At 61.8% G+C, this 19,126-nt stretch carries 19 protein-coding genes; 16 read left to right on the forward strand and 3 right to left on the reverse strand.

The genetic code is table 11. From position 1 onward, the window contains the following. Positions 1 to 142 precede the first annotated feature (142 nt). Entirely contained in the window at positions 143 to 529 is a 387-nt protein-coding gene (locus tag ASE36_RS11715) for a c-type cytochrome (protein ID WP_062279495.1), read from the reverse strand. Between the two features lie 335 nt (positions 530 to 864). On the opposite strand from ASE36_RS11715, the gene ASE36_RS11720 reads away from it, so the two are divergent. The 5 genes from ASE36_RS11720 to ASE36_RS11740 all read left to right on the forward strand — a co-directional run bounded on the left by ASE36_RS11720 (position 865) and on the right by ASE36_RS11740 (position 4,993). Further along, complete coding sequence (locus tag ASE36_RS11720; RefSeq protein WP_244474761.1) at positions 865 to 1,755, forward strand: choline ABC transporter substrate-binding protein; 891 nt, start codon at positions 865 to 867, stop codon at positions 1,753 to 1,755. A 92-nt stretch (positions 1,756 to 1,847) separates the two neighbouring features. Next, a complete protein-coding gene (gene choW, locus ASE36_RS11725) occupies positions 1,848 to 2,723 on the forward strand; it encodes a choline ABC transporter permease subunit (protein WP_062279499.1) in 876 nt (291 codons plus the stop codon). Next, complete coding sequence (gene choV, locus ASE36_RS11730) at positions 2,720 to 3,763, forward strand: choline ABC transporter ATP-binding protein (protein ID WP_062279501.1); 1,044 nt, start codon at positions 2,720 to 2,722, stop codon at positions 3,761 to 3,763. The genes choW and choV overlap by 4 nt, the downstream gene beginning before the upstream one ends. 51 nt (positions 3,764 to 3,814) lie before the next feature. Continuing rightward, a complete protein-coding gene (locus ASE36_RS11735) occupies positions 3,815 to 4,561 on the forward strand; it encodes a HugZ family protein (RefSeq protein WP_062279503.1) in 747 nt (248 codons plus the stop codon). Positions 4,562 to 4,672: 111 nt separating this feature from the next. Beyond that, positions 4,673 to 4,993: an ArsR/SmtB family transcription factor gene (locus ASE36_RS11740; protein WP_062279505.1), complete on the forward strand. Its 321-nt coding sequence runs from the start codon at positions 4,673 to 4,675 to the stop codon at positions 4,991 to 4,993. Between the two features lie 246 nt (positions 4,994 to 5,239). Here the strand turns inward: ASE36_RS11740 and ASE36_RS11745 are convergent, their stop codons facing one another. Continuing rightward, positions 5,240 to 7,222 (reverse strand): PhoX family protein, encoded by a 1,983-nt coding sequence (locus ASE36_RS11745; RefSeq protein WP_062279507.1) that lies wholly within the window; start codon positions 7,220 to 7,222, stop codon positions 5,240 to 5,242. 301 nt (positions 7,223 to 7,523) lie between these two features. Between ASE36_RS11745 and ASE36_RS11750 the strand changes: the two genes are divergently transcribed. The 11 genes from ASE36_RS11750 to ASE36_RS11800 all read left to right on the forward strand — a co-directional run bounded on the left by ASE36_RS11750 (position 7,524) and on the right by ASE36_RS11800 (position 17,230). Continuing rightward, entirely contained in the window at positions 7,524 to 8,852 is a 1,329-nt protein-coding gene (locus ASE36_RS11750) for an aspartate aminotransferase family protein (RefSeq protein ID WP_062279509.1), read from the forward strand. Between the two features lie 254 nt (positions 8,853 to 9,106). After that, a complete protein-coding gene (locus ASE36_RS11755; protein WP_062279511.1) occupies positions 9,107 to 9,382 on the forward strand; it encodes a hypothetical protein in 276 nt (91 codons plus the stop codon). A 172-nt stretch (positions 9,383 to 9,554) separates the two neighbouring features. Then, positions 9,555 to 10,661: a branched-chain amino acid ABC transporter substrate-binding protein gene (locus ASE36_RS11760; protein WP_062279513.1), complete on the forward strand. Its 1,107-nt coding sequence runs from the start codon at positions 9,555 to 9,557 to the stop codon at positions 10,659 to 10,661. A gap of 171 nt (positions 10,662 to 10,832) precedes the next feature. Next, positions 10,833 to 11,477 carry a DUF47 domain-containing protein gene (locus tag ASE36_RS11765; RefSeq protein WP_062279515.1) on the forward strand — a complete coding sequence of 215 codons (645 nt, stop codon included), beginning with the start codon at positions 10,833 to 10,835 and terminating at the stop codon, positions 11,475 to 11,477. Beyond that, positions 11,477 to 12,481 carry an inorganic phosphate transporter gene (locus ASE36_RS11770; protein ID WP_062279517.1) on the forward strand — a complete coding sequence of 335 codons (1,005 nt, stop codon included), beginning with the start codon at positions 11,477 to 11,479 and terminating at the stop codon, positions 12,479 to 12,481. The genes ASE36_RS11765 and ASE36_RS11770 overlap by 1 nt, the downstream gene beginning before the upstream one ends. 91 nt (positions 12,482 to 12,572) lie before the next feature. After that, on the forward strand, positions 12,573 to 12,974 hold the full coding sequence (locus tag ASE36_RS11775; RefSeq protein WP_062279519.1) for a rhodanese-like domain-containing protein: 402 nt from the start codon (positions 12,573 to 12,575) through the stop codon (positions 12,972 to 12,974). A gap of 127 nt (positions 12,975 to 13,101) precedes the next feature. Then, entirely contained in the window at positions 13,102 to 13,971 is an 870-nt protein-coding gene (locus ASE36_RS11780) for an aldose 1-epimerase family protein (protein WP_062279521.1), read from the forward strand. 67 nt (positions 13,972 to 14,038) lie between these two features. Then, positions 14,039 to 15,733 (forward strand): adenine deaminase, encoded by a 1,695-nt coding sequence (gene ade / locus ASE36_RS11785; RefSeq protein WP_062279523.1) that lies wholly within the window; start codon positions 14,039 to 14,041, stop codon positions 15,731 to 15,733. 225 nt (positions 15,734 to 15,958) lie between these two features. Beyond that, entirely contained in the window at positions 15,959 to 16,204 is a 246-nt protein-coding gene (locus ASE36_RS11790) for a DUF4160 domain-containing protein (protein ID WP_062279525.1), read from the forward strand. Then, a complete protein-coding gene (locus ASE36_RS11795; protein WP_062279527.1) occupies positions 16,185 to 16,436 on the forward strand; it encodes a DUF2442 domain-containing protein in 252 nt (83 codons plus the stop codon). Before ASE36_RS11790 ends, ASE36_RS11795 begins: the two co-directional genes overlap by 20 nt. 11 nt (positions 16,437 to 16,447) lie before the next feature. Then, positions 16,448 to 17,230 (forward strand): potassium channel family protein, encoded by a 783-nt coding sequence (locus tag ASE36_RS11800; protein ID WP_062279529.1) that lies wholly within the window; start codon positions 16,448 to 16,450, stop codon positions 17,228 to 17,230. Between the two features lie 57 nt (positions 17,231 to 17,287). Here the strand turns inward: ASE36_RS11800 and ASE36_RS11805 are convergent, their stop codons facing one another. Then, positions 17,288 to 18,946 (reverse strand): alpha-glucosidase family protein, encoded by a 1,659-nt coding sequence (locus tag ASE36_RS11805; protein ID WP_062279531.1) that lies wholly within the window; start codon positions 18,944 to 18,946, stop codon positions 17,288 to 17,290. Positions 18,947 to 19,126 lie beyond the last annotated feature (180 nt).

Consider the following 19,126-nt stretch of genomic DNA (forward strand, 5'->3'; position numbering starts at 1 on the left):
GATTTTCTCTCCGCGAAAGCGATGCTAAGCACAACGCACTCGCCCATTCGATATGGATGGCGAACAGAGTTGCACAAGAGGCCATGACGGAGAAATGCGACAGCCTTTCTGCGGCTGTCGCAATCGAGGGGAAACCCAGGCCTTACTGGCCGCCGGCCGCCGGATCCTTCAGATAGGCGATGATATTGGCGAGGTCGTCGTCCTTCTTCACGCCGGCAAAGGCCATCTTCGTGCCCTTGACCACAGTCCGCGGCGCTTTCAGATATTCCGTGAGCAAGGCCTCGTCCCACACCTTGCCCTGGCCGAATTCGGTCATGGCGGTGGAGTATTTGTAATCGGCGATCGAGGCCACCGGACGACCGACGACGCCCTGCAGCGTCGGGCCGACCTTGTTTTTGGCTTCGGTCGCGATGTGACAGGCGGAACAGACCTTGAAGGCCTTGGCGCCGGCGACCGGATCGCCCTCGGCAAGCGCCGGGATCGGAAGGGTAAGCGCGGACAAAAGCACGAGCATGGAAGACGTCTTCATCGGAACTCCTCTTGAACCTGTTCGACAAACGCCCTGAGGCGCCTCGCATCATGATACCCCTTCGCACGAGAGGGCAACGGCGCGCATTGACGCGCATCAAGAGAGCGGCAATTTTCGGCATTCGCGACATTGGTGTCGTATTGCGACGTATCATGGGGATGGAGGTCGCAAACAGGGGTCATGCCGCGGCGCAAACGCACGGGCATCCTTGCAATTCTTCGGTATTGATTGTTGACTTGGGAACTTAATTAAAAAAACGGGAGCCTATAATGCATACTTTCCTCGCCTGTCGCCGCACCCTCGTCGCCACCGTTTCGCTGCTGGCGCTCTCCGCCATGCCGCTCGCGGCCGCAGAAGCCGAGAGCTGCTCGACCGTCCGCTTCTCCGATGTTGGCTGGACCGACATCACCGCAACGACGGCCACCGCCTCGGTCATTCTGAAAGCGCTCGGCTATGAGCCGACCACCACGGTGCTCTCCGTTCCGGTCACCTATTCCTCGCTGAAGAACAAGGACATCGACGTCTTCCTCGGCAACTGGATGCCGACCATGGAAGGTGACCTCGCTCCCTATCGCGACGACAAGTCGGTCGAGATCTTCGGCCCGAACCTTGAAGGCGCAAAATACACGCTCGCCACCAATGCCAAGGGCGCCGAACTCGGCATCAAGGATTTCGCCGATATCGCGAAGAACGCCGACGCGCTCGGCGGCAAGATCTACGGCATCGAGCCGGGCAATGACGGCAACCGCCTGATCCTCGACATGATCGACGCCAACAAGTTCGATCTCGGCAAGTTCGAAGTGGTCGAATCCTCCGAGCAGGGCATGCTGGCCCAGGTCGCCCGTGCCGAAAAGGATGGCGAACCGGTGGTTTTCCTCGGCTGGGAACCGCATCCGATGAATGCCAACTTCAAGCTGACCTATCTCTCGGGCGGCGATGATGTCTTCGGCCCGAACTTCGGCGGCGCCACCATCTTCACCAACACCCGCGCAGGTTACACCGCCGAATGCCCGAATGTCGGCAAGTTCGTCACCAACCTGAAGTTCTCGCTCCAGATGGAAAACGAGATCATGGGCAAGATCCTCAATGACGGCGCCGATGCAGAAGTAGCGGCAACCGACTGGCTGAAGGCCAACCCGACCGTGATCGACCCCTGGCTTGCCGGCGTCACCACAAAAGACGGTTCCGAAGGCCTCCCGGCAGTGAAGACGGCCCTCGGCCTCTGACAGCAGTCCATCGACGAGGGAACCGCGCGGAAAGAGGGGGAGCTTTTCGCGCGGTCTCCAGGCAAGACACTTGAGCCTGTTCGGGGACATCCATGAACTTTCTGACCGACTACAAATTGCCCATCGGGGCACTGTCGAAGAGTTTTGTCGATTGGTTGACCACCAATCTCGACGTGCTGTTCGATCTGATCGCCACCATCCTCAGCGCCTCGATCAATGCGATGCTGTTCGTCCTGCAGGGCCCGTTCCTGAAAGGCACCGCGCTTGAGCCCTTCTATCCGCTCCTGATGATCGCGCTCTTCTCGCTGTTTGCTTGGTTCATGCGCCGGTCGATCGGCGTTGTGGTCTTCACTTTCCTGGGCCTGCTCCTGATCTACAACCAGGGCTACTGGAAGGAGACCATGGAGACACTGGCGCTGGTGCTGGCCGCAGCCGGGGTATCAATGGTGATCGGGGTACCCGTCGGCATCGCCTGCGCCCGCCGCCCCTGGCTCTATACGGCCGTGCGCCCCGTGCTCGACCTCATGCAGACGATCCCCACCTTCGTCTACCTCATCCCGGCGCTCATACTCTTCGGCCTCGGCATGGTGCCGGGTCTGATCGCGACCGTCATCTTCGCCATTCCCGCGCCGATCCGCCTCACGCGCCTCGGCATCATCTCCACCCCGCCATCCCTGGTGGAGGCCGCCGTGGCCTTTGGTGCGACACCCTCCCAGGTGCTGCGCAAGGTGGAACTGCCGTTCGCCACGCCGCAGATCATGGCAGGCCTCACCCAGACCATCATGCTGTCGCTCTCGATGGTCGTGATCGCGGCACTGGTCGGCGCAAGCGGCCTTGGCGTTCCCGTTGTCCGGGCGCTCAACACCGTCAACATCGCCCGTGGTTTCGAGGCAGGCCTCTGCATCGTCATCCTCGCCATCATTCTCGACCGGATCTTCCGCATCCCCGGCATGGGAGACGACGCATGAGCGACGCAGTAATCTTCGGCAATGTCGACATCGTCTTTGGCGACAATCCGCAGCGTGCCCTGGACATGGTTGACCAGGGCAAGACCCGTGATGAAATCGGCGCGGAAACCGGCCTTGTGCTTGGTGTCGCCGGCGCGTCGCTCGCCGTCCAGGAAGGCGAAATCCTTGTCCTGATGGGCCTCTCCGGCTCCGGCAAATCGACGCTTCTGCGCGCCGTCAACGGGCTCGCCCCGGTGGTGCGTGGCAATGTCGGCGTCAAGACCGATGCCGGCTTTGTCGATCCCTACAAGGCCTCGGCACAGGTGCTGCGCGACCTGCGCATGCACACGGTATCGATGGTCTTCCAGCAGTTCGGCCTTCTCCCCTGGCGCACGGTCGCCGAAAACGTTGGCTTCGGCCTCGAACTCGCCGGCGTCCCTGATGCCGAACGGGAGAAGACGGTGGCAACCCAGCTCGAGCTGGTCAACCTGTCGAAATGGGCCGACCGCAAGGTTCAGGAACTGTCGGGCGGCATGCAGCAGCGTGTTGGCCTCGCCCGCGCCTTTGCCACCGGCGCGCCGATCCTGCTGATGGACGAACCCTTCTCCGCCCTCGACCCATTGATCCGAACCCGCCTGCAGGACGAACTCCTCGAATTCCAGGCGCGGCTGAAGAAGACCATCCTCTTCGTCAGCCACGATCTCGACGAGGCCTTCCGCATTGGCAATCGTATCGCCATCATGGAAGGCGGGCGCATCATCCAGTGCGGCACGCCGCAGGAAATCGTCCAGAACCCGACCAACCAGTATGTCGCGGATTTCGTGCAGAACATGAACCCGATCAACATGCTGACAGCGGCTGACGTGATGCGCGACGGCGTGACCGGCGAGCAGGGTCAGGTGACCGGCACGACGGCTCCGCGCACCCCGCTGGTCGATGTGCTCGATGCCCTGTCGCGCCAACCCGGCACGATCGGGGTCGTTGACAATGGCGTCGTCATCGGCACCATCAACGCCCAGGATGTGGTGAGTGGCCTGACCAAACACCGACGAAAGGCCTGACGCCCGGCCCGACATCCGCAAGACCAAGGGGCGGGTGCCGGAGACGAGGCCATGAACGACAAACCGAAGGTGATTCGTGACACCGACGACGATGCGCGCCGCCAGGCGCGCATTTTGCTGCGCGGTGCCCGCTTTGCCGCAATCGGGGTCATCGATCCGGAGACGGGTTTCCCCTCGGTCAGCCGTGTGCTGCTGGGGACCGATATCGATGGCGCGGCCGTCGTTCTAGTGTCCAACCTGTCCGCCCATACGAACGCCCTGCTCGCCGATCCCCGTGCTTCGCTGCTGACCGGTGAGCCGGCCAAGGGAGATCCGCTCGCCCATCCCCGGCTGACGCTGCAATGCCTGGCCGAGAGCGTCGAGCGCGACAGCGCCGCACACGCCCGCCTGCGTTTCCGCTTTCTCGCCCGCCATCCGAAATCGCAGCTCTATATCGATTTTCCCGATTTCCGCTTTTTCCGTCTCGTGCCGGTACGGGCAAGCCTGAACGGGGGCTTCGGGCGCGCCTATCATTTGGGCAAAGAGGACTTTCTGATCCCGATACCCACTGACAATTTTTGGGAGGATCAGCAGAGCCTCATACGAGATTTAGGGGTGCGAGACCCCGACTTGGCAAGCAGGATAGCGACCGAAATCCATCACGCCCCCAGCGGAGACTGGGCCGTTTGCGGCATTGATTCGCATGGATTAGACATAAATTTCAAAGACATGCTGATCCGATACGAATTTGTGACGCCCGTCACAGAAAAATCCCAACTCGAATTAGAGTTACCTAAATCAGAATACGCAGTACCTTAAATTTAGGCATATACAATTTTGTTGTGATGGATAAACTTGACGACATATCTAAGGCACGGATTTTTTACGACTGCCCCTCCCCCAGGCGCTCGACCAAGGAAAGTTGAACCGATGAAAACCAAAGCTTTGTCTGAACAATCAACCGTTGCTGCCGGCTTGCTGTCCGCCATGGCAAACCCGAAGCGTCTGATGATCCTCTGCAGTCTTGTTGAAGGCGAGGTTCCGGTTGGCGTTCTGGCAGCCCAGGTGGGCCTGAGCCAGTCGGCTTTGTCCCAGCACCTGTCCAAGCTGCGTGCGCAGAAGCTGGTGAAGACCCGCCGCGACGCCCAGACGATCTACTACTCTTCGACGTCGGAGTCGGTCATCAAGATCCTTTCGACGCTGGAAAGCATCTACTGCGCACCGATGGCAGCAAGCAAAACCGCCGCCTGATGACAGCGCTGCCAGAGCCCAAAGCCATCAGCCTCGCGAGGAGGACGGGCCTGGTGACGCGGGCGTTCGGGTAGCAGATTTGCGCGCGACGATGAAGATCAAAAAACCCGGTCGGCAAACGCCGCCGGGTTTCTTTATGCCCCGGACCTGCCGGGCGCGACCTTCGCGCCGTCTGCGCATCTTAATCAGTGTTCGCACAGCCTAGGGAGCAAGGCCGGGGCAGAACCCCGGCCGAAGGCATGATGGTCAGCTGCCCACGACGGCCTGGTCGTCGCGGCTGAGCACGATCAAGGACGGTCGTGCCGGGTGGTCGGCGGTGAAATCCGGCCAAAGGGTGCCGACATCCGCGATCGACGTCGCGTCCTCGTCATCCGCCATGCGCAACTCGCCGGGATGCTGGACCGAGACGAAGAGCGTCTTGCCGTCCGGCGTGAACGTCGGCGAGCAGCATTCCGAGCCGACAGGCGCGACATAGAACAGGCGCGGCAAGGCCCGGCCGGCACCTTCGGTATCCATGACGTAAACCGCGTCTGCGACCCCTTCCGGCGGCGGGCCGTCGGTCGAGACCCAGAGACGTCCAGAGGGATCGACGGCGAGATTGTCCGGATCGGTGAACCAGCCATTGGCCGACGTCGCCGGGTGGAATATTGCGCCGTCCTCTGGCTTGGCGGGATCCCCACAGAGCACGAATACGTCCCAGGCAAAGCTTTCCGCGGCAAAATCGGGCGCATCCATGCTACCGGGCGGCACGAGTTCGAGCAGGTGGCCATGCGGATTGGGTCCACGCGGATTGGCGGGATTGACCTGCACCTCCGCCTTGCCTTCTCCCATCGGGAGGCGGTCCTCGTTCTCGGTCATCGCGACATAGAGCTTGCCGGTCTTCGGATGAACGATGAAACCCTCAGGCGCATCCATCGGCGTAGCTCCCGCGAGATCGGCAGCGGCACGGGTGTTGAGCACGACATCCGTCTGGCTCGCGAAACCGGCAGCTGCGGTGAGCGGCCCCTCACCGGCCACGAGCGGGATCCAGCGCATCGACCCGTCGCTCTCGAAGCGCGCGACCGAGAGCGTGCCGCTGTCGAGCAGGTCACGGTTGGCCGCCCGATCGGTCGGGTTCCACGCATCGCGGGTGACGAAACGATAGAGATACTCGAAGTCGTCATCGTCGCCCATGAACACCACAACGCGCCCATCGGGCGCGATGCAGCACTGCGCGCCCTCATGGGTCATCCGTCCCAGCGCGGTGCGCTTGACCGGCTTGGCCGCGGGATCGAACGGATCGATCTCCACCACCCAGTCGAAACGCATCCACTCGTTCGGCTCTTCGTCGAACTTGAAGCGCGACTCGACGCGGCTCACCGCATAGATGTCGTTCTCATCCTCGTCCCAGCCCTGACGCTCGACGAGTTCCTGATTGGGCAGCGTCTTGTAGTCGCCGGCAAAGACGTCCATGGCGCCCTCTTCGCCCGAGAGCATGGTGCCCCAGGGCGTGATGCCGCCATTGCAGTTGGAGATGGTGCCGAACACGCGCTTGCCCGTCGGGTCTGCCTTTGTCTTCAGCCGGTCATCGCCTGCCGCCGGACCGGAGATATCCATCTCGGTCGTCATGTCGATGCGGCGATTGTGCGGGCTGTCGAGCACGACGCTCCAGTCGCTGCCGGACTTGGCCACTTCGACCACGGTGACCCCGACCGAGGCCATCAGTGCGCGGATTTGGGTCTCCGTCAGCTTCTCCCGGTAGTCCTCGCTGGAGAGCCCCGGAAACATCAGGAAGGGCGTCGCATATTCGTGGCTGACCACCAACAGGCCGCGCTCGGAACTCTGTGACCCGAAGGGCAGCGGCAGATACTGGGTAAAGTCATTGTTGTAACCGAACTGCCGGGCAGCGGCAGCACCGTCGAGCGTCTTCGGATCGAAGGCGGGGCTGTCGGGAAAAAGCGGGTCGCCCCAGCGCAGCAGGATCTGCCGGCGATAGCCTTCAGGCCAGTGATCCCTATCGTCACGCACTCGCGCAAGTTCGGCAAAGGTGAGCGTCGAGGTTGCGGTGGAACCGGATGCCGCTGCCGGCGAGCCATCCATCAATGGCGAAAGCCCCAGCAGAGCGGAGCTGGCGAAACCCCCCTTGAGGACACTGCGTCTGGCAATGCCCTTGGCAAGCACGTCTCCATAGGTATCTGCAAAGGCGCGTCGCGGTGTCGGCCGCGCGCGGGTCTTCTGTCTGTCTGACATGCTCAATCTCCGCACTGATGATGGGTTCGCGATCGGATGCAGTTCGCAACGGGACGACATGGGCGTCAGCATCCGGCTGAACGCTATGGGATACCCATGAAAGCGTGATGACGTGGACTTTGGATGCCGGCGGATTGATCACACGGACTGGAGCTTCCATGACCTTTGTTGATGCCACCCCGGCGGTGGCTTGACCGCGCTTCTCGCCCTGCTAACGTGACGGCGCAAACGACAGCCGCGGCGCAAGAGCCGATGGCCGGGAGAATGGCCGCCCGCGACCGAAAGGGCCATGGAGAACACAATGTCGAACCGCCTCAATTCCACGCCGAACGACCTGCGCGCCTTCTGGATGCCGTTCACCGCGAACCGCCAGTACAAGAAGGAGCCGCGTCTTTTCGTCGGCGCCCAGGACATGCATTACACCACCCATGACGGCCGCCAGGTGCTCGACGGCACCGCCGGCCTCTGGTGTGTGAACGCCGGTCACTGCCGCCCGCTGATCACCGAAGCAATCCGCGAACAGGCGGGCGAACTCGACTACGCGCCTGCCTTCCAGCTCGGCCACCCCAAGGCGTTTGAGCTGGCCAATCGCCTGATCGATATCGCGCCGGACAACATGGCGCATGTGCTTTACACCAATTCCGGCTCGGAATCGGTCGAAACGGCGCTGAAGGTTGCACTCGCCTATCAGCGCGTGAAAGGCCAGGGCTCGCGTACCCGCCTGATCGGCCGCGAGCGCGGCTATCACGGCGTCAATTTCGGTGGCATCTCGGTCGGCGGCATCGTCTCCAACCGCAAGATGTTCGGCACGCTGCTCACAGGCGTCGACCATATGCCGCACACCCATCTGCCGGCCAAAAACGCCTTCACCAAGGGCATGCCCGAGCATGGCGGCGATCTGGCCGACGAGTTGGAACGCATCGTCACCCTGCATGACGCTTCGACGATTGCAGCCGTCATCGTCGAGCCGGTTTCCGGCTCCACCGGTGTTCTGATCCCGCCGAAGGGCTATCTGCAGCGCCTGCGCGAGATCTGCACCAAGCACGGCATCCTGTTGATCTTCGATGAAGTCATCACCGGTTTCGGCCGCCTCGGCGCGCCCTTCGCGGCTCAGTATTTCGACGTGAAGCCGGATATCATGGTCACCGCCAAGGGCCTGACCAATGGCGTTATCCCGATGGGCGCGGTCTTCGTCACCGCCGAGATCCACGATGCCTTCATGCAGGGCCCCGATCACATGATCGAGTTCTTCCACGGCTATACCTATTCCGGCAACCCGATCGCCTCTGCTGCGGCGCTGGGCACGCTGGACACCTACAAGGAAGAGGGCCTGCTGACCCGCGCTGCCGAGATCGCCCCTTACTGGGAAGAGAAACTGCATTCGCTCCGCGACTGCCCGAACGTCATCGACATCCGCAATCTCGGTCTGATCGGTGCGATCGAGTTGAAACCGATTGATGGCGAGCCAACCAAGCGCGCCTTCAACGCCTTCCTCAACGCCTATAATGACGGGCTTCTGATCCGCACAACCGGCGACATCATCGCGCTGTCGCCGCCGCTGATCATCTCGCACGCCGAGATCGATGAACTCTTCGACAAGCTGCGCAAGGTGCTGATGAACAACATCTGAGTTTCATCTCTGATGATTCCGGAAGAAGCGGCCCGCGTGGCCGCTTTTTTCATGCCTTGCCCAAAGCTTGCAGCCCCGCTTTCGCCCGGCTTGTTCCCGCCGCCCCCATCCCTTATTGTCAAGGGAATCGCACGTTCGATCCCGGCGCAGATGACCGCGAGGGCCCGACCGACGACTGTAGCAGCCCCGGCCGTCTCCGCCTCCGACATCAGGTCCGGGGCGATCTGTCCGGGTCAGGTCCCGGGAGGATATCCGTGGTCGACCTCTTCAAGCGCATGTTCGGCAAAGACACTTCCTCCACGACCGTAGCGGTGGACGCTGGCGACGCCACGCCTCAGCCCACGCTGCAAAACCGAGCCGACGAAGCGCGGCTCGCCGCTCGCCGCGCCCAGATCAGCAATGATCTGTTCGAACTGCAGCAGATTGCCATGGCCGAGCTTGCGCTTCGCCGCGAGCAGGACGCCGCAGCCGCCAAGGCAGGCTTCGAAGCCGACGACACGGACACGACGGGCCGCGTCCTGATCGTCTGAGGCGCGCCTACCCCGTCTTCTCCCGCAGAAATCTGTGGTGTGACATCGCACCCCTTTGGTCGGGCTTTTGCCGCTTGCCGAATTTGTCTAAAGACGAGCCGGGGAGCAACAAAAGAACCCTCATGGCGTTGAAGCTGACACAGATCGGTCGCGCCGACCCAAGGAGACGGACATGAAATTTCAATATCTCGCCAGCGCAGCGCTTGCCGCGCTGATCGCTACCGCACCCGCCGCCCGCGCCGAAATCGTGCTCGGTCTGATGGCGCCGCTTACCGGCCCGCTTGCCGCCGTCGGCGCTCAGATCAAGAACGGCGCGGAAACCGCCGTTGAAGAAATCAACAAGAAGGGTGGCGTCAACGGCGAACAGCTGAGCCTGAAGATTGCCGACGATGCCGCCGAACCCAAGCAGGGTGTCTCGGCCGCCAACCAGCTGGTTGGCGAAGGCGTACGCTTCGTCGTCGGCCCGGTCACCTCGGGTGTCGCCGTCCCCGCCTCCAGCGTTCTGGCTGAAAACGGCGTGCTGATGGTCACCCCGACCGCAACCGCTCCCGACCTCACCGCCCGTGGCCTGACCACGGTGTTTCGCACCTGCGGCCGCGACGACCAGCAGGCCGATGTCGCTGCCAAGTTCGTGCTCGGCACCTACAAGGACAAGAAGATCGCCATCCTCGACGACAAGGGCCAGTACGGCAAGGGTCTGGCGGATGCCTTTAAGACGGCGCTGAATGCCGGTGGCGTCACCGAAGTCTTCAAGGATTCGCTGACTGCTGGCGAAAAGGATTTCGGCGCACTCGTCACGCGTCTGAAGTCTGAAGGCGTCGAAGTCATCTATTTCGGAGGCTACCATCCGGAAGCCGGCCTTCTGGTGCGCCAGATGAAGGACGCCGGATTGAGCGCCCAACTGATCGCCGGTGACGGCCTGTCCAACAACGAATATGTGACGATCGGTGGCAATGCTGCCGAAGGCACGATCTTCACCAACGCCGCCGACGCGCTGAAGAACGACGACAGCAAGGCTGCGGTTGCCGCCCTGCAGGCGAAGAACATCCCGGCCGAAGCTTTTACGCTGAATGCCTATGCCGCGGTCGAAGTGATCGCCGCCGGCATTACCAAGGCTGGCAGCACGGACGATGCCGAAGCCGTCGCAACGGCGCTGAAGGACGGCTCGGAAATCCCGACCGCCATCGGCAAGCTGACCTATGGCGAAACCGGCGACCTGACCTCGCAGAGCTTCGCCGTCTACAAATGGGAAGCCGGCAAGACGGTGGCTGCCGAATAAGCTCGGCGACAGCAGAGACGAGCGAGGCGGACGGCAACGTCCGCCTCTTTTTTATGGGTCATCCCCAGGGAATACGAAAAACCGCCATTTACCGGTGTCACGACGGTTTCTTTTGTGCGCCCACCCTTTTATGACAGCCGCATGACATTTCCGTGAAAGGGTCCGGAACCCATGCTCAGCCTGTTTCGTAAAATGCTCCCGCGCGAAGACCGCTTCTTCGATATGTTCGCTGCCCATGCAAAGAAGGTGGTTGGCGCTGCCGAAGCGCTGAGCGCACTGCTTGAAGGCAAGGATGTTGAGGGCAATTGCGCGCTCATCGTCACGCTGGAAGACCAGGCGGACAACATCACCCGTGATGTTCTCCAGGCCGTGCGTCGCAGCTTCATCACCCCCTTCGACCGGGGCGACATCAAGGATCTCATCCAGTCCATGGACGATGCGATCGACATGATGCACAAGACGGTGAAGACGGTACGCCTCTACGAACAGACTGAGTTCGACCCGCGCATGCAGGAAATGGGTCGCGCCGTTGTCGAAGCGGCGCGCCTCATCGCCGAAGCCATCCCATTGCTCGACAAGATCGGCCAGAACCACCAGCGCCTGACGCAGATTGCCGAAGAGGTGACGCGTGTCGAGGGCCGCTCGGACGAATTGCACGACCAGGGCCTGAAGGCGCTCTACCGCATTCATCGCGACAGCGGCAACGCCATGGCCTATCTCATTGGGACCGAAATCTACGGCGAACTCGAAAAAGTTCTCGACCGCTTCGAGGATGTGGCCAATGAAATCAGCGGCATCGTGATCGAGAACGTGTAATGGAAGCGACGCTGGCCTTCCCGCTGCTGGTCGCCCTGATCGGCGTTGCGCTCTTCTTCGACTTTCTGAACGGTCTGCACGATGCGGCAAATTCGATCGCGACAATCGTCTCGACCCGTGTGCTCAAGCCGCAATATGCGGTGGTCTGGGCGGCCTTCTTCAACTTCATCGCCTTCATGTTCTTCGGTTTGCATGTGGCTGAAACGCTCGGCAAGGGCATCATCGACCCCGCCATTGTCTCGCCGGCCGTGATCTTCGCGGCCCTTATGGGCGCGATCATCTGGAACATCGTCACCTGGATCTTCGGCATTCCATCTTCCTCCTCGCATGCCCTTGTCGGCGGCCTGGTCGGCGCGGGTCTTGCCAAGGTCGGCTTCAGTGCAATCGTCTTTTCGGGCCTATCGAAGACGGTGCTGGCGATCTTCCTGTCACCGATGATCGGGTTTTTGCTTGCACTCGTTCTGGTACTGATCGTCTCCTGGGTTTTTGTCCGCCAGACACCCTTCGCGGTCGACAACACCTTCCGCATTCTGCAGTTCATCTCCGCCTCGCTGTATTCCCTCGGACATGGCGGCAACGACGCGCAGAAGACCATGGGCATCATCGCCGTCTTGCTCTTCAGCCAGGGCTATCTCGGTCCGGAATTCCACGTGCCCTTCTGGGTGGTCATTTCCTGTCAGTCGGCCATGGCGATTGGCACTCTCTTCGGTGGCTGGCGCATCGTGCACACCATGGGCTCGAAGATCACGAGGCTCAATCCGATGCAGGGCTTCTGCGCCGAAACCGGCGGGGCGATCACCCTCTTTGCCGCCACCTGGCTCGGCGTCCCGGTCTCGACCACTCACACGATCACCGGCGCCATTGTCGGCGTGGGAGCAGCGCGCCGCGCAACGGCGGTGCGCTGGGGCCTTGCCGGCAACATCGTCATCGCCTGGATCGTGACGCTGCCCGCGGCAGCCCTCATCTCCGCCACGTTCTATCTGCTGACGGATCTGTTCGGCTGAGTGCTTTGCGGAAGCGCGCGTGAAGTCTATGATCAGAGCGACGGGCAGCCATATCGGCGCTCGCTGCGCAAGACATGATCGGGAGGCTGGCATGCGCAAAGGCTATAAGGACCTTCTGGCGGAAGCCGATGCACTCGTGGAGGCCGTGAACGTATCGGAAGCGGCCCGGCTGCACGGCGCGAGCAACGTCGTCTTCGTCGATCTGCGCGACCCGCGCGAGCGGGAACGCGAAGGCACGATCGCTCACGCCTTCTCCTGTCCCCGCGGCATGCTCGAATTCTGGATCGATCCGGAAAGCCCCTATCACAAGCCTGTCTTTGCCGAGGACAAGCTTTTCCTGTTCTTCTGCGCCAGCGGCTGGCGCTCGGCCTTGGCGACGAAGACGGCGCTGGAAATGGGGCTTGAAAACGTCTGCCATCTCGAAGGCGGCTTTTCGGCCTGGCGCGATGCCGGGCTAGCGGTGGAACAGCTGGCGGCAAAGGCGAAGGAATGAGCGGTGATACCGCTCTCCTCATTGGGGATGCTCCCATCCATGTCCCGCAACGTTGAGCCTCCGTCATTTCCCGTCGCGCTCCCTCCCCGATCTCCCTAAGATGACGGAACGCGCAGAAGGAGTCCCCATGTCCGAGACGATTCGCATCACCAATGCAGACCTGTCCGTCGAGATCGCCTCGCTCGGCGCCGAGATGCAGTCGCTGAAAACGGCAGATGGCCGGGACTGGCTCTGGAACGGGGATGCCGCCTGGTGGACGGGCCGCTCGCCGATCCTCTTTCCGATCGTCGGCAAGGCGCCGGGAGACATGCTGGCCGTGAACGGCCAAACCTATCCCATGGCCCAGCACGGCATTGCACGCCGCCGGGAGTTTTTGCTCGTCGAGCAGACGGCAACGGCCTGCCGCCACGAACTCGTCTCGTCCTCCGAGACCCGTGAGGTCTATCCGTTCGACTTCCGCCTGACACTCGAGCACAGCCTGAACGGTCGATCATTGGCGGTAACGGCCACCGTCGAAAACAGCGGACATGTGCTGCTGCCCTTCGGCATTGGCTTCCACCCGGCCTTCCTCTGGCCGCTCCCGGGGGCCGAGGGCCGCCCCCATGCGGTCACTCTTCAAAACGGCGCAGAGCCTGGCGTGGTGCAACTGGAAAACGGGCTGATCGGCGAGACGCTGCCGACCTCGCCCTTCCAATCCGGCCGGCTTGAACTCACCCACGCCCTCTTCGACAACGACGCCCTGATCTTCCCCGAAGGGGCCGGAACCGCCCTCACCTATGGCGCCGATACCGGCCCCTCGCTCGCCTTCACCTTTAAAAACCTGCCCAATATCGCGCTCTGGCAAAAGCCCGGCGCGCCGTTCCTCTGCGTCGAACCCTGGCACGGCATGGCAGCGCACGCCGGCGGCACAGCGGAACTGGTCGAGCGGCCCTATACGGTGGCGCTGGCAGCCGGAGAGACGATGTGGTTCGGGTTTGTGGTGGAGGTTCAGGACTAGGCGGGCATTTCCCCCAAACCGGCAAGGCGATAGACTATTGCACCGCACACAGAATCGGAGAGCCGCCATGACCGACCTTGAACGCCGCATCGACCAGGGCACCGGCCGCGAACCGGCGGATATCGTGTTGAAGGGCGGACGCTTCTTCGATCTGGTCACGGGCGAGCTGGTTGCCTCGGACATCGCCATCTGCGGCGAGACGATTGTCGGGACAGTCGAGAACTATGAAGGCCGCGAAGTGATCGACATCACCGGCAAGACCGTCGTGCCCGGCTTCATCGACACGCATCTGCATATCGAAAGCTCGCTCGTCACCCCGCATGAATTCGACCGTTGCGTGTTGCCCTATGGCGTGACGACCGTGATCTGCGATCCGCACGAGATCGCCAATGTGCTGGGCACCGAGGGCATCCAGTTCTTCCTCGACTCGTCGGAACAGACGATCATGGACATCCGCGTCCAGCTCTCCTCCTGCGTGCCGGCGACGCATCTGGAAACCTCCGGCGCCGATCTGCCGATCGAACGCCTGGTACCCTTCCGCAATCACCCGAAGGTCATCGGCCTCGCCGAATTCATGAATTTTCCCGGCGTGATTCACAAGGATCCGATCTGCATGGCCAAGCTCGAGGCCTTTCAGGACGGCCATATCGACGGCCATTCACCGCTGCTCTCGGGCCGCGATCTGAACGGCTATCTCGCAGCTCGCATTCGCACCGACCATGAATGTACGACAGCTGCGGAAGCCATGGAAAAGATCCGCAAGGGCATGCATATCCTGGTCCGCGAAGGTTCGGTGTCGAAGGATCTGCACGCGCTGATGCCGATCCTGACCGAACGGCTGTCCCCGTTCCTCGCGCTCTGCACCGACGATCGCAACCCGCTCGACATCGCCGAACAGGGCCATCTCGACTACATGATCCGCGAGGCAATCCGAAACGGCGTCGAACCGCTCGCCGTCTACCGCGCCGCCTCGATCTCGGCGGCCGGCGCCTTCGGCCTCAGAGATCGTGGCCTCGTCGCCCCCGGCTGGCGAGCCGATCTGGTGGTCATCGACACGCTCGAAAACTGCAAGGCCGATATGGTCTTTGCCGCCGGCCGCCGCGTCACCGACGCACTCTTCGCCACCCGCAAGCCCGTTGCCCCCGTCGGTCTCGATAGCGTCAAGGCGCGGACGGTAAAGGCCGCCGATTTCGGCGTGCCAGTCGCCGAAGGCGAGACACCCGTGATCGGCGTCCTGCCCGGCAAGATCATCACCGAACACCGCCGCTTTCGCCTGCCGACCTCCGGCAACCAGACCTCCGTCGATCTCGCAAACGACGTGATCAAGGTCGCCGTCATCGAGCGTCACGGCAAGAACGGCAACCATGCCAACGGTTTCGTCCAGGGGTTTGGCCTGAAGAAGGGCGCAATCGCCTCGACCGTCGGCCATGACAGCCACAACATCTGCGTCGTCGGCGTCTCCGAGGAAGACATGGCGCTGGCCGCCAACCGGCTCGGCGAAATCAAGGGCGGCTTCGTCGTGGTCGAAGACGGCAAGGTCACCGGCGAGATCCCGCTCCCCGTCGCCGGCCTAATGAGCTTAGAGCCCTATGAGAGCGTGCGCGACACGCTGCATAACTTGAGAAAAGCCGCCTATGCCCTTGGAACGACTCTGGAAGAACCCTTCCTCCAGGTCGCCTTCCTGCCGCTACCGGTCATCCCGCACCTCAAGATCTCCGACATGGGCATGGTCGATGTCGACAAGTTCTGCCTGATCGGGTGAGGATTGCCGCGTTGTGTGCACCGGGGCAGAATTCAGTGCGAGGCGTGTCACAATGCCGAATGCCCAGTTTCTCTACAGGGATCGTACCAACAAGGCCCCTCCCTTTTCGCCTATCTCGCTGAATTCCATCTCGTTGAGAAAAGGAATTTAAATCGAATGCTGCCGCGCTGAACGCAGTCAGGCACGTCTTAGAATCAAGTCCAGCACAACAACTGGAGCAAAGTCATGCCGATCGTTTTTCGGAAGCAAGGATATCGTTTTCTATTCTATTCCAATGAAGGGTCCCCGCGTGAACCGGTTCACATCCATGTCTTCCGGGCTGGTGACGATGCCAAAGTTTGGCTGGAGCCGCAGATAGCGCTCGCCGAGAGCAACGGGTTCAACAGCCGGGAACTCTCTGATATCATGCGCATTGTGAACGAAAACCGTTCTGAGATCGAAAGGGCCTGGCATGAGCATTTCGGCGACTGAAGTTAAGTTCGACGATGCCACCATGTGGGTTTCGCTCTCGGACGGGCGGATCCTGGGCGTGCCGCTTGCCTGGTTTCCGCGGCTTCTGGCCGCATCCCCTGCCGATCTATTGAAATACGAGCTCAGTTCCGCCGGCATTCATTGGGAAGACCTCGACGAAGACATTTCGGTGGCAGGACTTCTTGCCGGTCGGGGAGACCAGACGAGATCGACCGCTTTGGCCGCGGAATAGCTTCTGCCGGCATGAATACGTCATCCGATCAATCCCCCCTCCTCCGCCAGCGCCTCGCCCGCCTCTATTACGGCCGCGATACCGCCGCCATCCGCTTTCAGTTCGCGCTGATGGTGATCGATCTCGCGATCATCGGCTTCTTCCTCGCCGGCCCCTATCTGCGCGACCGGCCGAGTTATCTGATCCTCGATTATGCAATTGCCGCCTGGATCGCGATCGAAATCCTGGCCCAATGGGGCGCCTCGCGCAGCACGCGGGGATTTCTCGCAAGACCCATGACCTGGGTCGACCTCTTCGTGCTCTGCACGCTGCTCTTTCCGCAATGGCTGTTCAACTTCGCCTTCCTGCGCGTGGCCCGCATCTGGGCCGTCGCTCAGCGGCCGATCTTCAAGCTGATGCTGCGCCGGCTGGGGTTGAAGGATCAGGCCGATGTGGTCACGGCCTTCATCAACCTTCTGGTCTTCCTCTTCCTGGTCACAGGCTTTGTCTACAGCTTCTTCTTCTACCGCCTCGACGCAGGCTCGGGCTTCATCGACGCGCTTTATTTTACCGTGGCGACGGTGACGACGACGGGGTTCGGCGACATCACGCTGCCTGGCACCTTCGGCAAGCTGACCTCGATCGTGACCATGATCATCGGCATCTCGCTGTTTGTCCGCCTCGCCCAGGCGATCGTCCGGCCCTACAAGGTAACCTTCCCCTGCCCCGAATGCGGCCTGCAACGCCATGATGCGGACGCCGTGCACTGCAAGGCCTGCGGCCATGTGCTGAACATACCGGATGAGGGGACGTGACGGGCGCGTCTCCGGTAATCCGAGACACGCCCTCTTTGCGTCATCCTGCCCCTCGCGCTAAATCCGCGCGCAAAAACCGTCGAGTGGTCCAATGTGGATTTCCCCGTTCTCGCGCTTGCCGGCAAGCCCCGGCATCGAGAGGACTTCACGGATCGTCAGGCCCTGCGGCAGAGCGATCGATTGTGGTCCGCGCCTCAGATTGAAGACGAAGAGCAGCTGTTCGTCATCCTTCTTGCGGGTAAAGGCCAGCACATCCTCATTGGTCGAGAGGAATTCCATCTCGCCATCGACCAGCGCCGGATGGGCCTTGCGGAAGGCAAGCACCGCCCGGTAATGGGCAAGCACCGAAGCCTTGTCCTTCTCCTGCGCATCAACCGCGATGGCGGCATGCTCCTTCGGTACCGGCAGCCAGGGCTTGCCGCTCGAAAAGCCGGCTTGCGCCTTGGCCTTTTCCCACACCATCGGCGTGCGGCACCCGTCACGTCCCTTGAACGCCGGCCAGAAGCGGATGCCATAGGGGTCGCGCAGATCCTCGAAAGAAAGCTCCGCCTCGGGCAGGCCCAGTTCCTCGCCCTGATAGAGGCAGATCGAGCCGCGCAGGCTGGCGAGCACAGAGATCGCGATCTTGGCGACGGCCGCACGCTCTTCCGGCTTGTTGATGAACCGGCTGAGATGCCGCGTCACGTCATGATTGGAAAAGGCCCAGCACACCCAGCCGTCCTTCACCTGTTTCTGGAAGGACTGCACGCAATGACGGATATGGCTCGGCGTGAAATCGGGACCAAGCAGGTCGAAGGTGTAACACATATGCAGCTTGTCGCCGCCAGACGTATAGGCGGCAACCGTCCTCAGGGAGCGTGCCCCGTCGCCCACTTCGCCCACGGTCGTGCGATCGTCGTACTGGTCGAGCAGCGCCCGGAACCGCTTGAGGAACTCGATGTTCTCCGGTTGGGTCTTGTCATAGAGATGGCTCTGCATGCCGTAAGGATTGACGTCGGGCGCATCGAGCCCGGCATTGTCGCTGTCGGGCGTATGGGGCGGATTGTCTCTCAGTTCCTTGTCGTGGAAGTAGTAGTTGACCGTATCAAGCCGAAAGCCGTCGACGCCTCGGTCCAGCCAGAATTTCACCGCATCGAGCACGGCGTCCTGGACGTCCCGGTTGTGAAAGTTGAGATCCGGCTGCGAGGCGAGGAAATTGTGCATGTAATACTGCTTGCGCACGCCGTCCCATTCCCAGGCCGGTCCGCCGAAGACGGAGAGCCAGTTGTTCGGCGCGGTCCCGTCGGGTTTCGCGGCGGCCCAGACAAACCAGTCGGCTTTGGTATTGTCGCGGCTGGTGCGGCTTTCCTTGAACCAGGGATGCTGGTCGGAGGTGTGAGAGATCACCTGGTCGATGATCACCTTCAGCCCCAACCGCTTCGCCTCCGCCATCATCGCGTCGAAATCGGCAAGCGTGCCGAACATCGGGTCGACGTCGCAGTAATCGGACACGTCGTAGCCCATGTCCGCCTGTGGCGAGGTGAAGAAGGGTGAGAGCCAGATGGCGTCGACGCCGAGCGACGCAATGTAGGGCAGCCGCGCGATGATGCCCTTGATGTCGCCGATCCCGTCGCCGTCGGTATCCTGGAAGGAGCGCGGATAGACCTGATAGATCACGGCGCCCCGCCACCAGTTGGAAGAACTCGGGCGGACAGGTTTCGCGGCGGCTTTGGTCATGGGCACGTCCTTTGCGGGAATCGGGAACAAGGTTCAGGCAACCCCCTTGCGGGGTGAATGTCAAACACGACAAAGCGTAGACTGACATGCGGCTGTAATGTTCCGGTCGCATAAGGCCTTGTCACGACACTTGCAGGATGAGCGCCAAGTCCATGGGGTGATTCCGAAATCGAGCGACCC

The sequence above is a fragment of the Rhizobium sp. Root274 genome (assembly GCF_001429245.1).
Taxonomy (GTDB): Bacteria; Pseudomonadota; Alphaproteobacteria; order Rhizobiales; family Rhizobiaceae; genus Allorhizobium.

Coding starts and splice junctions, on each gene's coding strand:
- ASE36_RS11745 (WP_062279507.1), bottom strand. CDS start 7,222: ATGTCAGACAGACAGAAGACCCGCGCGCGGCCGACACCGCGACGCGCC.
- ASE36_RS11720 (WP_244474761.1), top strand. CDS start 865: ATGCCGCTCGCGGCCGCAGAAGCCGAGAGCTGCTCGACCGTCCGCTTC.
- ASE36_RS11715 (WP_062279495.1), bottom strand. CDS start 529: ATGAAGACGTCTTCCATGCTCGTGCTTTTGTCCGCGCTTACCCTTCCG.
- ASE36_RS11800 (WP_062279529.1), top strand. CDS start 16,448: ATGAATACGTCATCCGATCAATCCCCCCTCCTCCGCCAGCGCCTCGCC.
- ASE36_RS11765 (WP_062279515.1), top strand. CDS start 10,833: ATGCTCAGCCTGTTTCGTAAAATGCTCCCGCGCGAAGACCGCTTCTTC.
- choW (WP_062279499.1), top strand. CDS start 1,848: ATGAACTTTCTGACCGACTACAAATTGCCCATCGGGGCACTGTCGAAG.
- ASE36_RS11770 (WP_062279517.1), top strand. CDS start 11,477: ATGGAAGCGACGCTGGCCTTCCCGCTGCTGGTCGCCCTGATCGGCGTT.
- ASE36_RS11790 (WP_062279525.1), top strand. CDS start 15,959: ATGCCGATCGTTTTTCGGAAGCAAGGATATCGTTTTCTATTCTATTCC.
- ASE36_RS11760 (WP_062279513.1), top strand. CDS start 9,555: ATGAAATTTCAATATCTCGCCAGCGCAGCGCTTGCCGCGCTGATCGCT.
- ASE36_RS11750 (WP_062279509.1), top strand. CDS start 7,524: ATGTCGAACCGCCTCAATTCCACGCCGAACGACCTGCGCGCCTTCTGG.
- ASE36_RS11805 (WP_062279531.1), bottom strand. CDS start 18,946: ATGACCAAAGCCGCCGCGAAACCTGTCCGCCCGAGTTCTTCCAACTGG.
- choV (WP_062279501.1), top strand. CDS start 2,720: ATGAGCGACGCAGTAATCTTCGGCAATGTCGACATCGTCTTTGGCGAC.
- ASE36_RS11735 (WP_062279503.1), top strand. CDS start 3,815: ATGAACGACAAACCGAAGGTGATTCGTGACACCGACGACGATGCGCGC.
- ASE36_RS11740 (WP_062279505.1), top strand. CDS start 4,673: ATGAAAACCAAAGCTTTGTCTGAACAATCAACCGTTGCTGCCGGCTTG.
- ade (WP_062279523.1), top strand. CDS start 14,039: ATGACCGACCTTGAACGCCGCATCGACCAGGGCACCGGCCGCGAACCG.
- ASE36_RS11775 (WP_062279519.1), top strand. CDS start 12,573: ATGCGCAAAGGCTATAAGGACCTTCTGGCGGAAGCCGATGCACTCGTG.
- ASE36_RS11795 (WP_062279527.1), top strand. CDS start 16,185: ATGAGCATTTCGGCGACTGAAGTTAAGTTCGACGATGCCACCATGTGG.
- ASE36_RS11780 (WP_062279521.1), top strand. CDS start 13,102: ATGTCCGAGACGATTCGCATCACCAATGCAGACCTGTCCGTCGAGATC.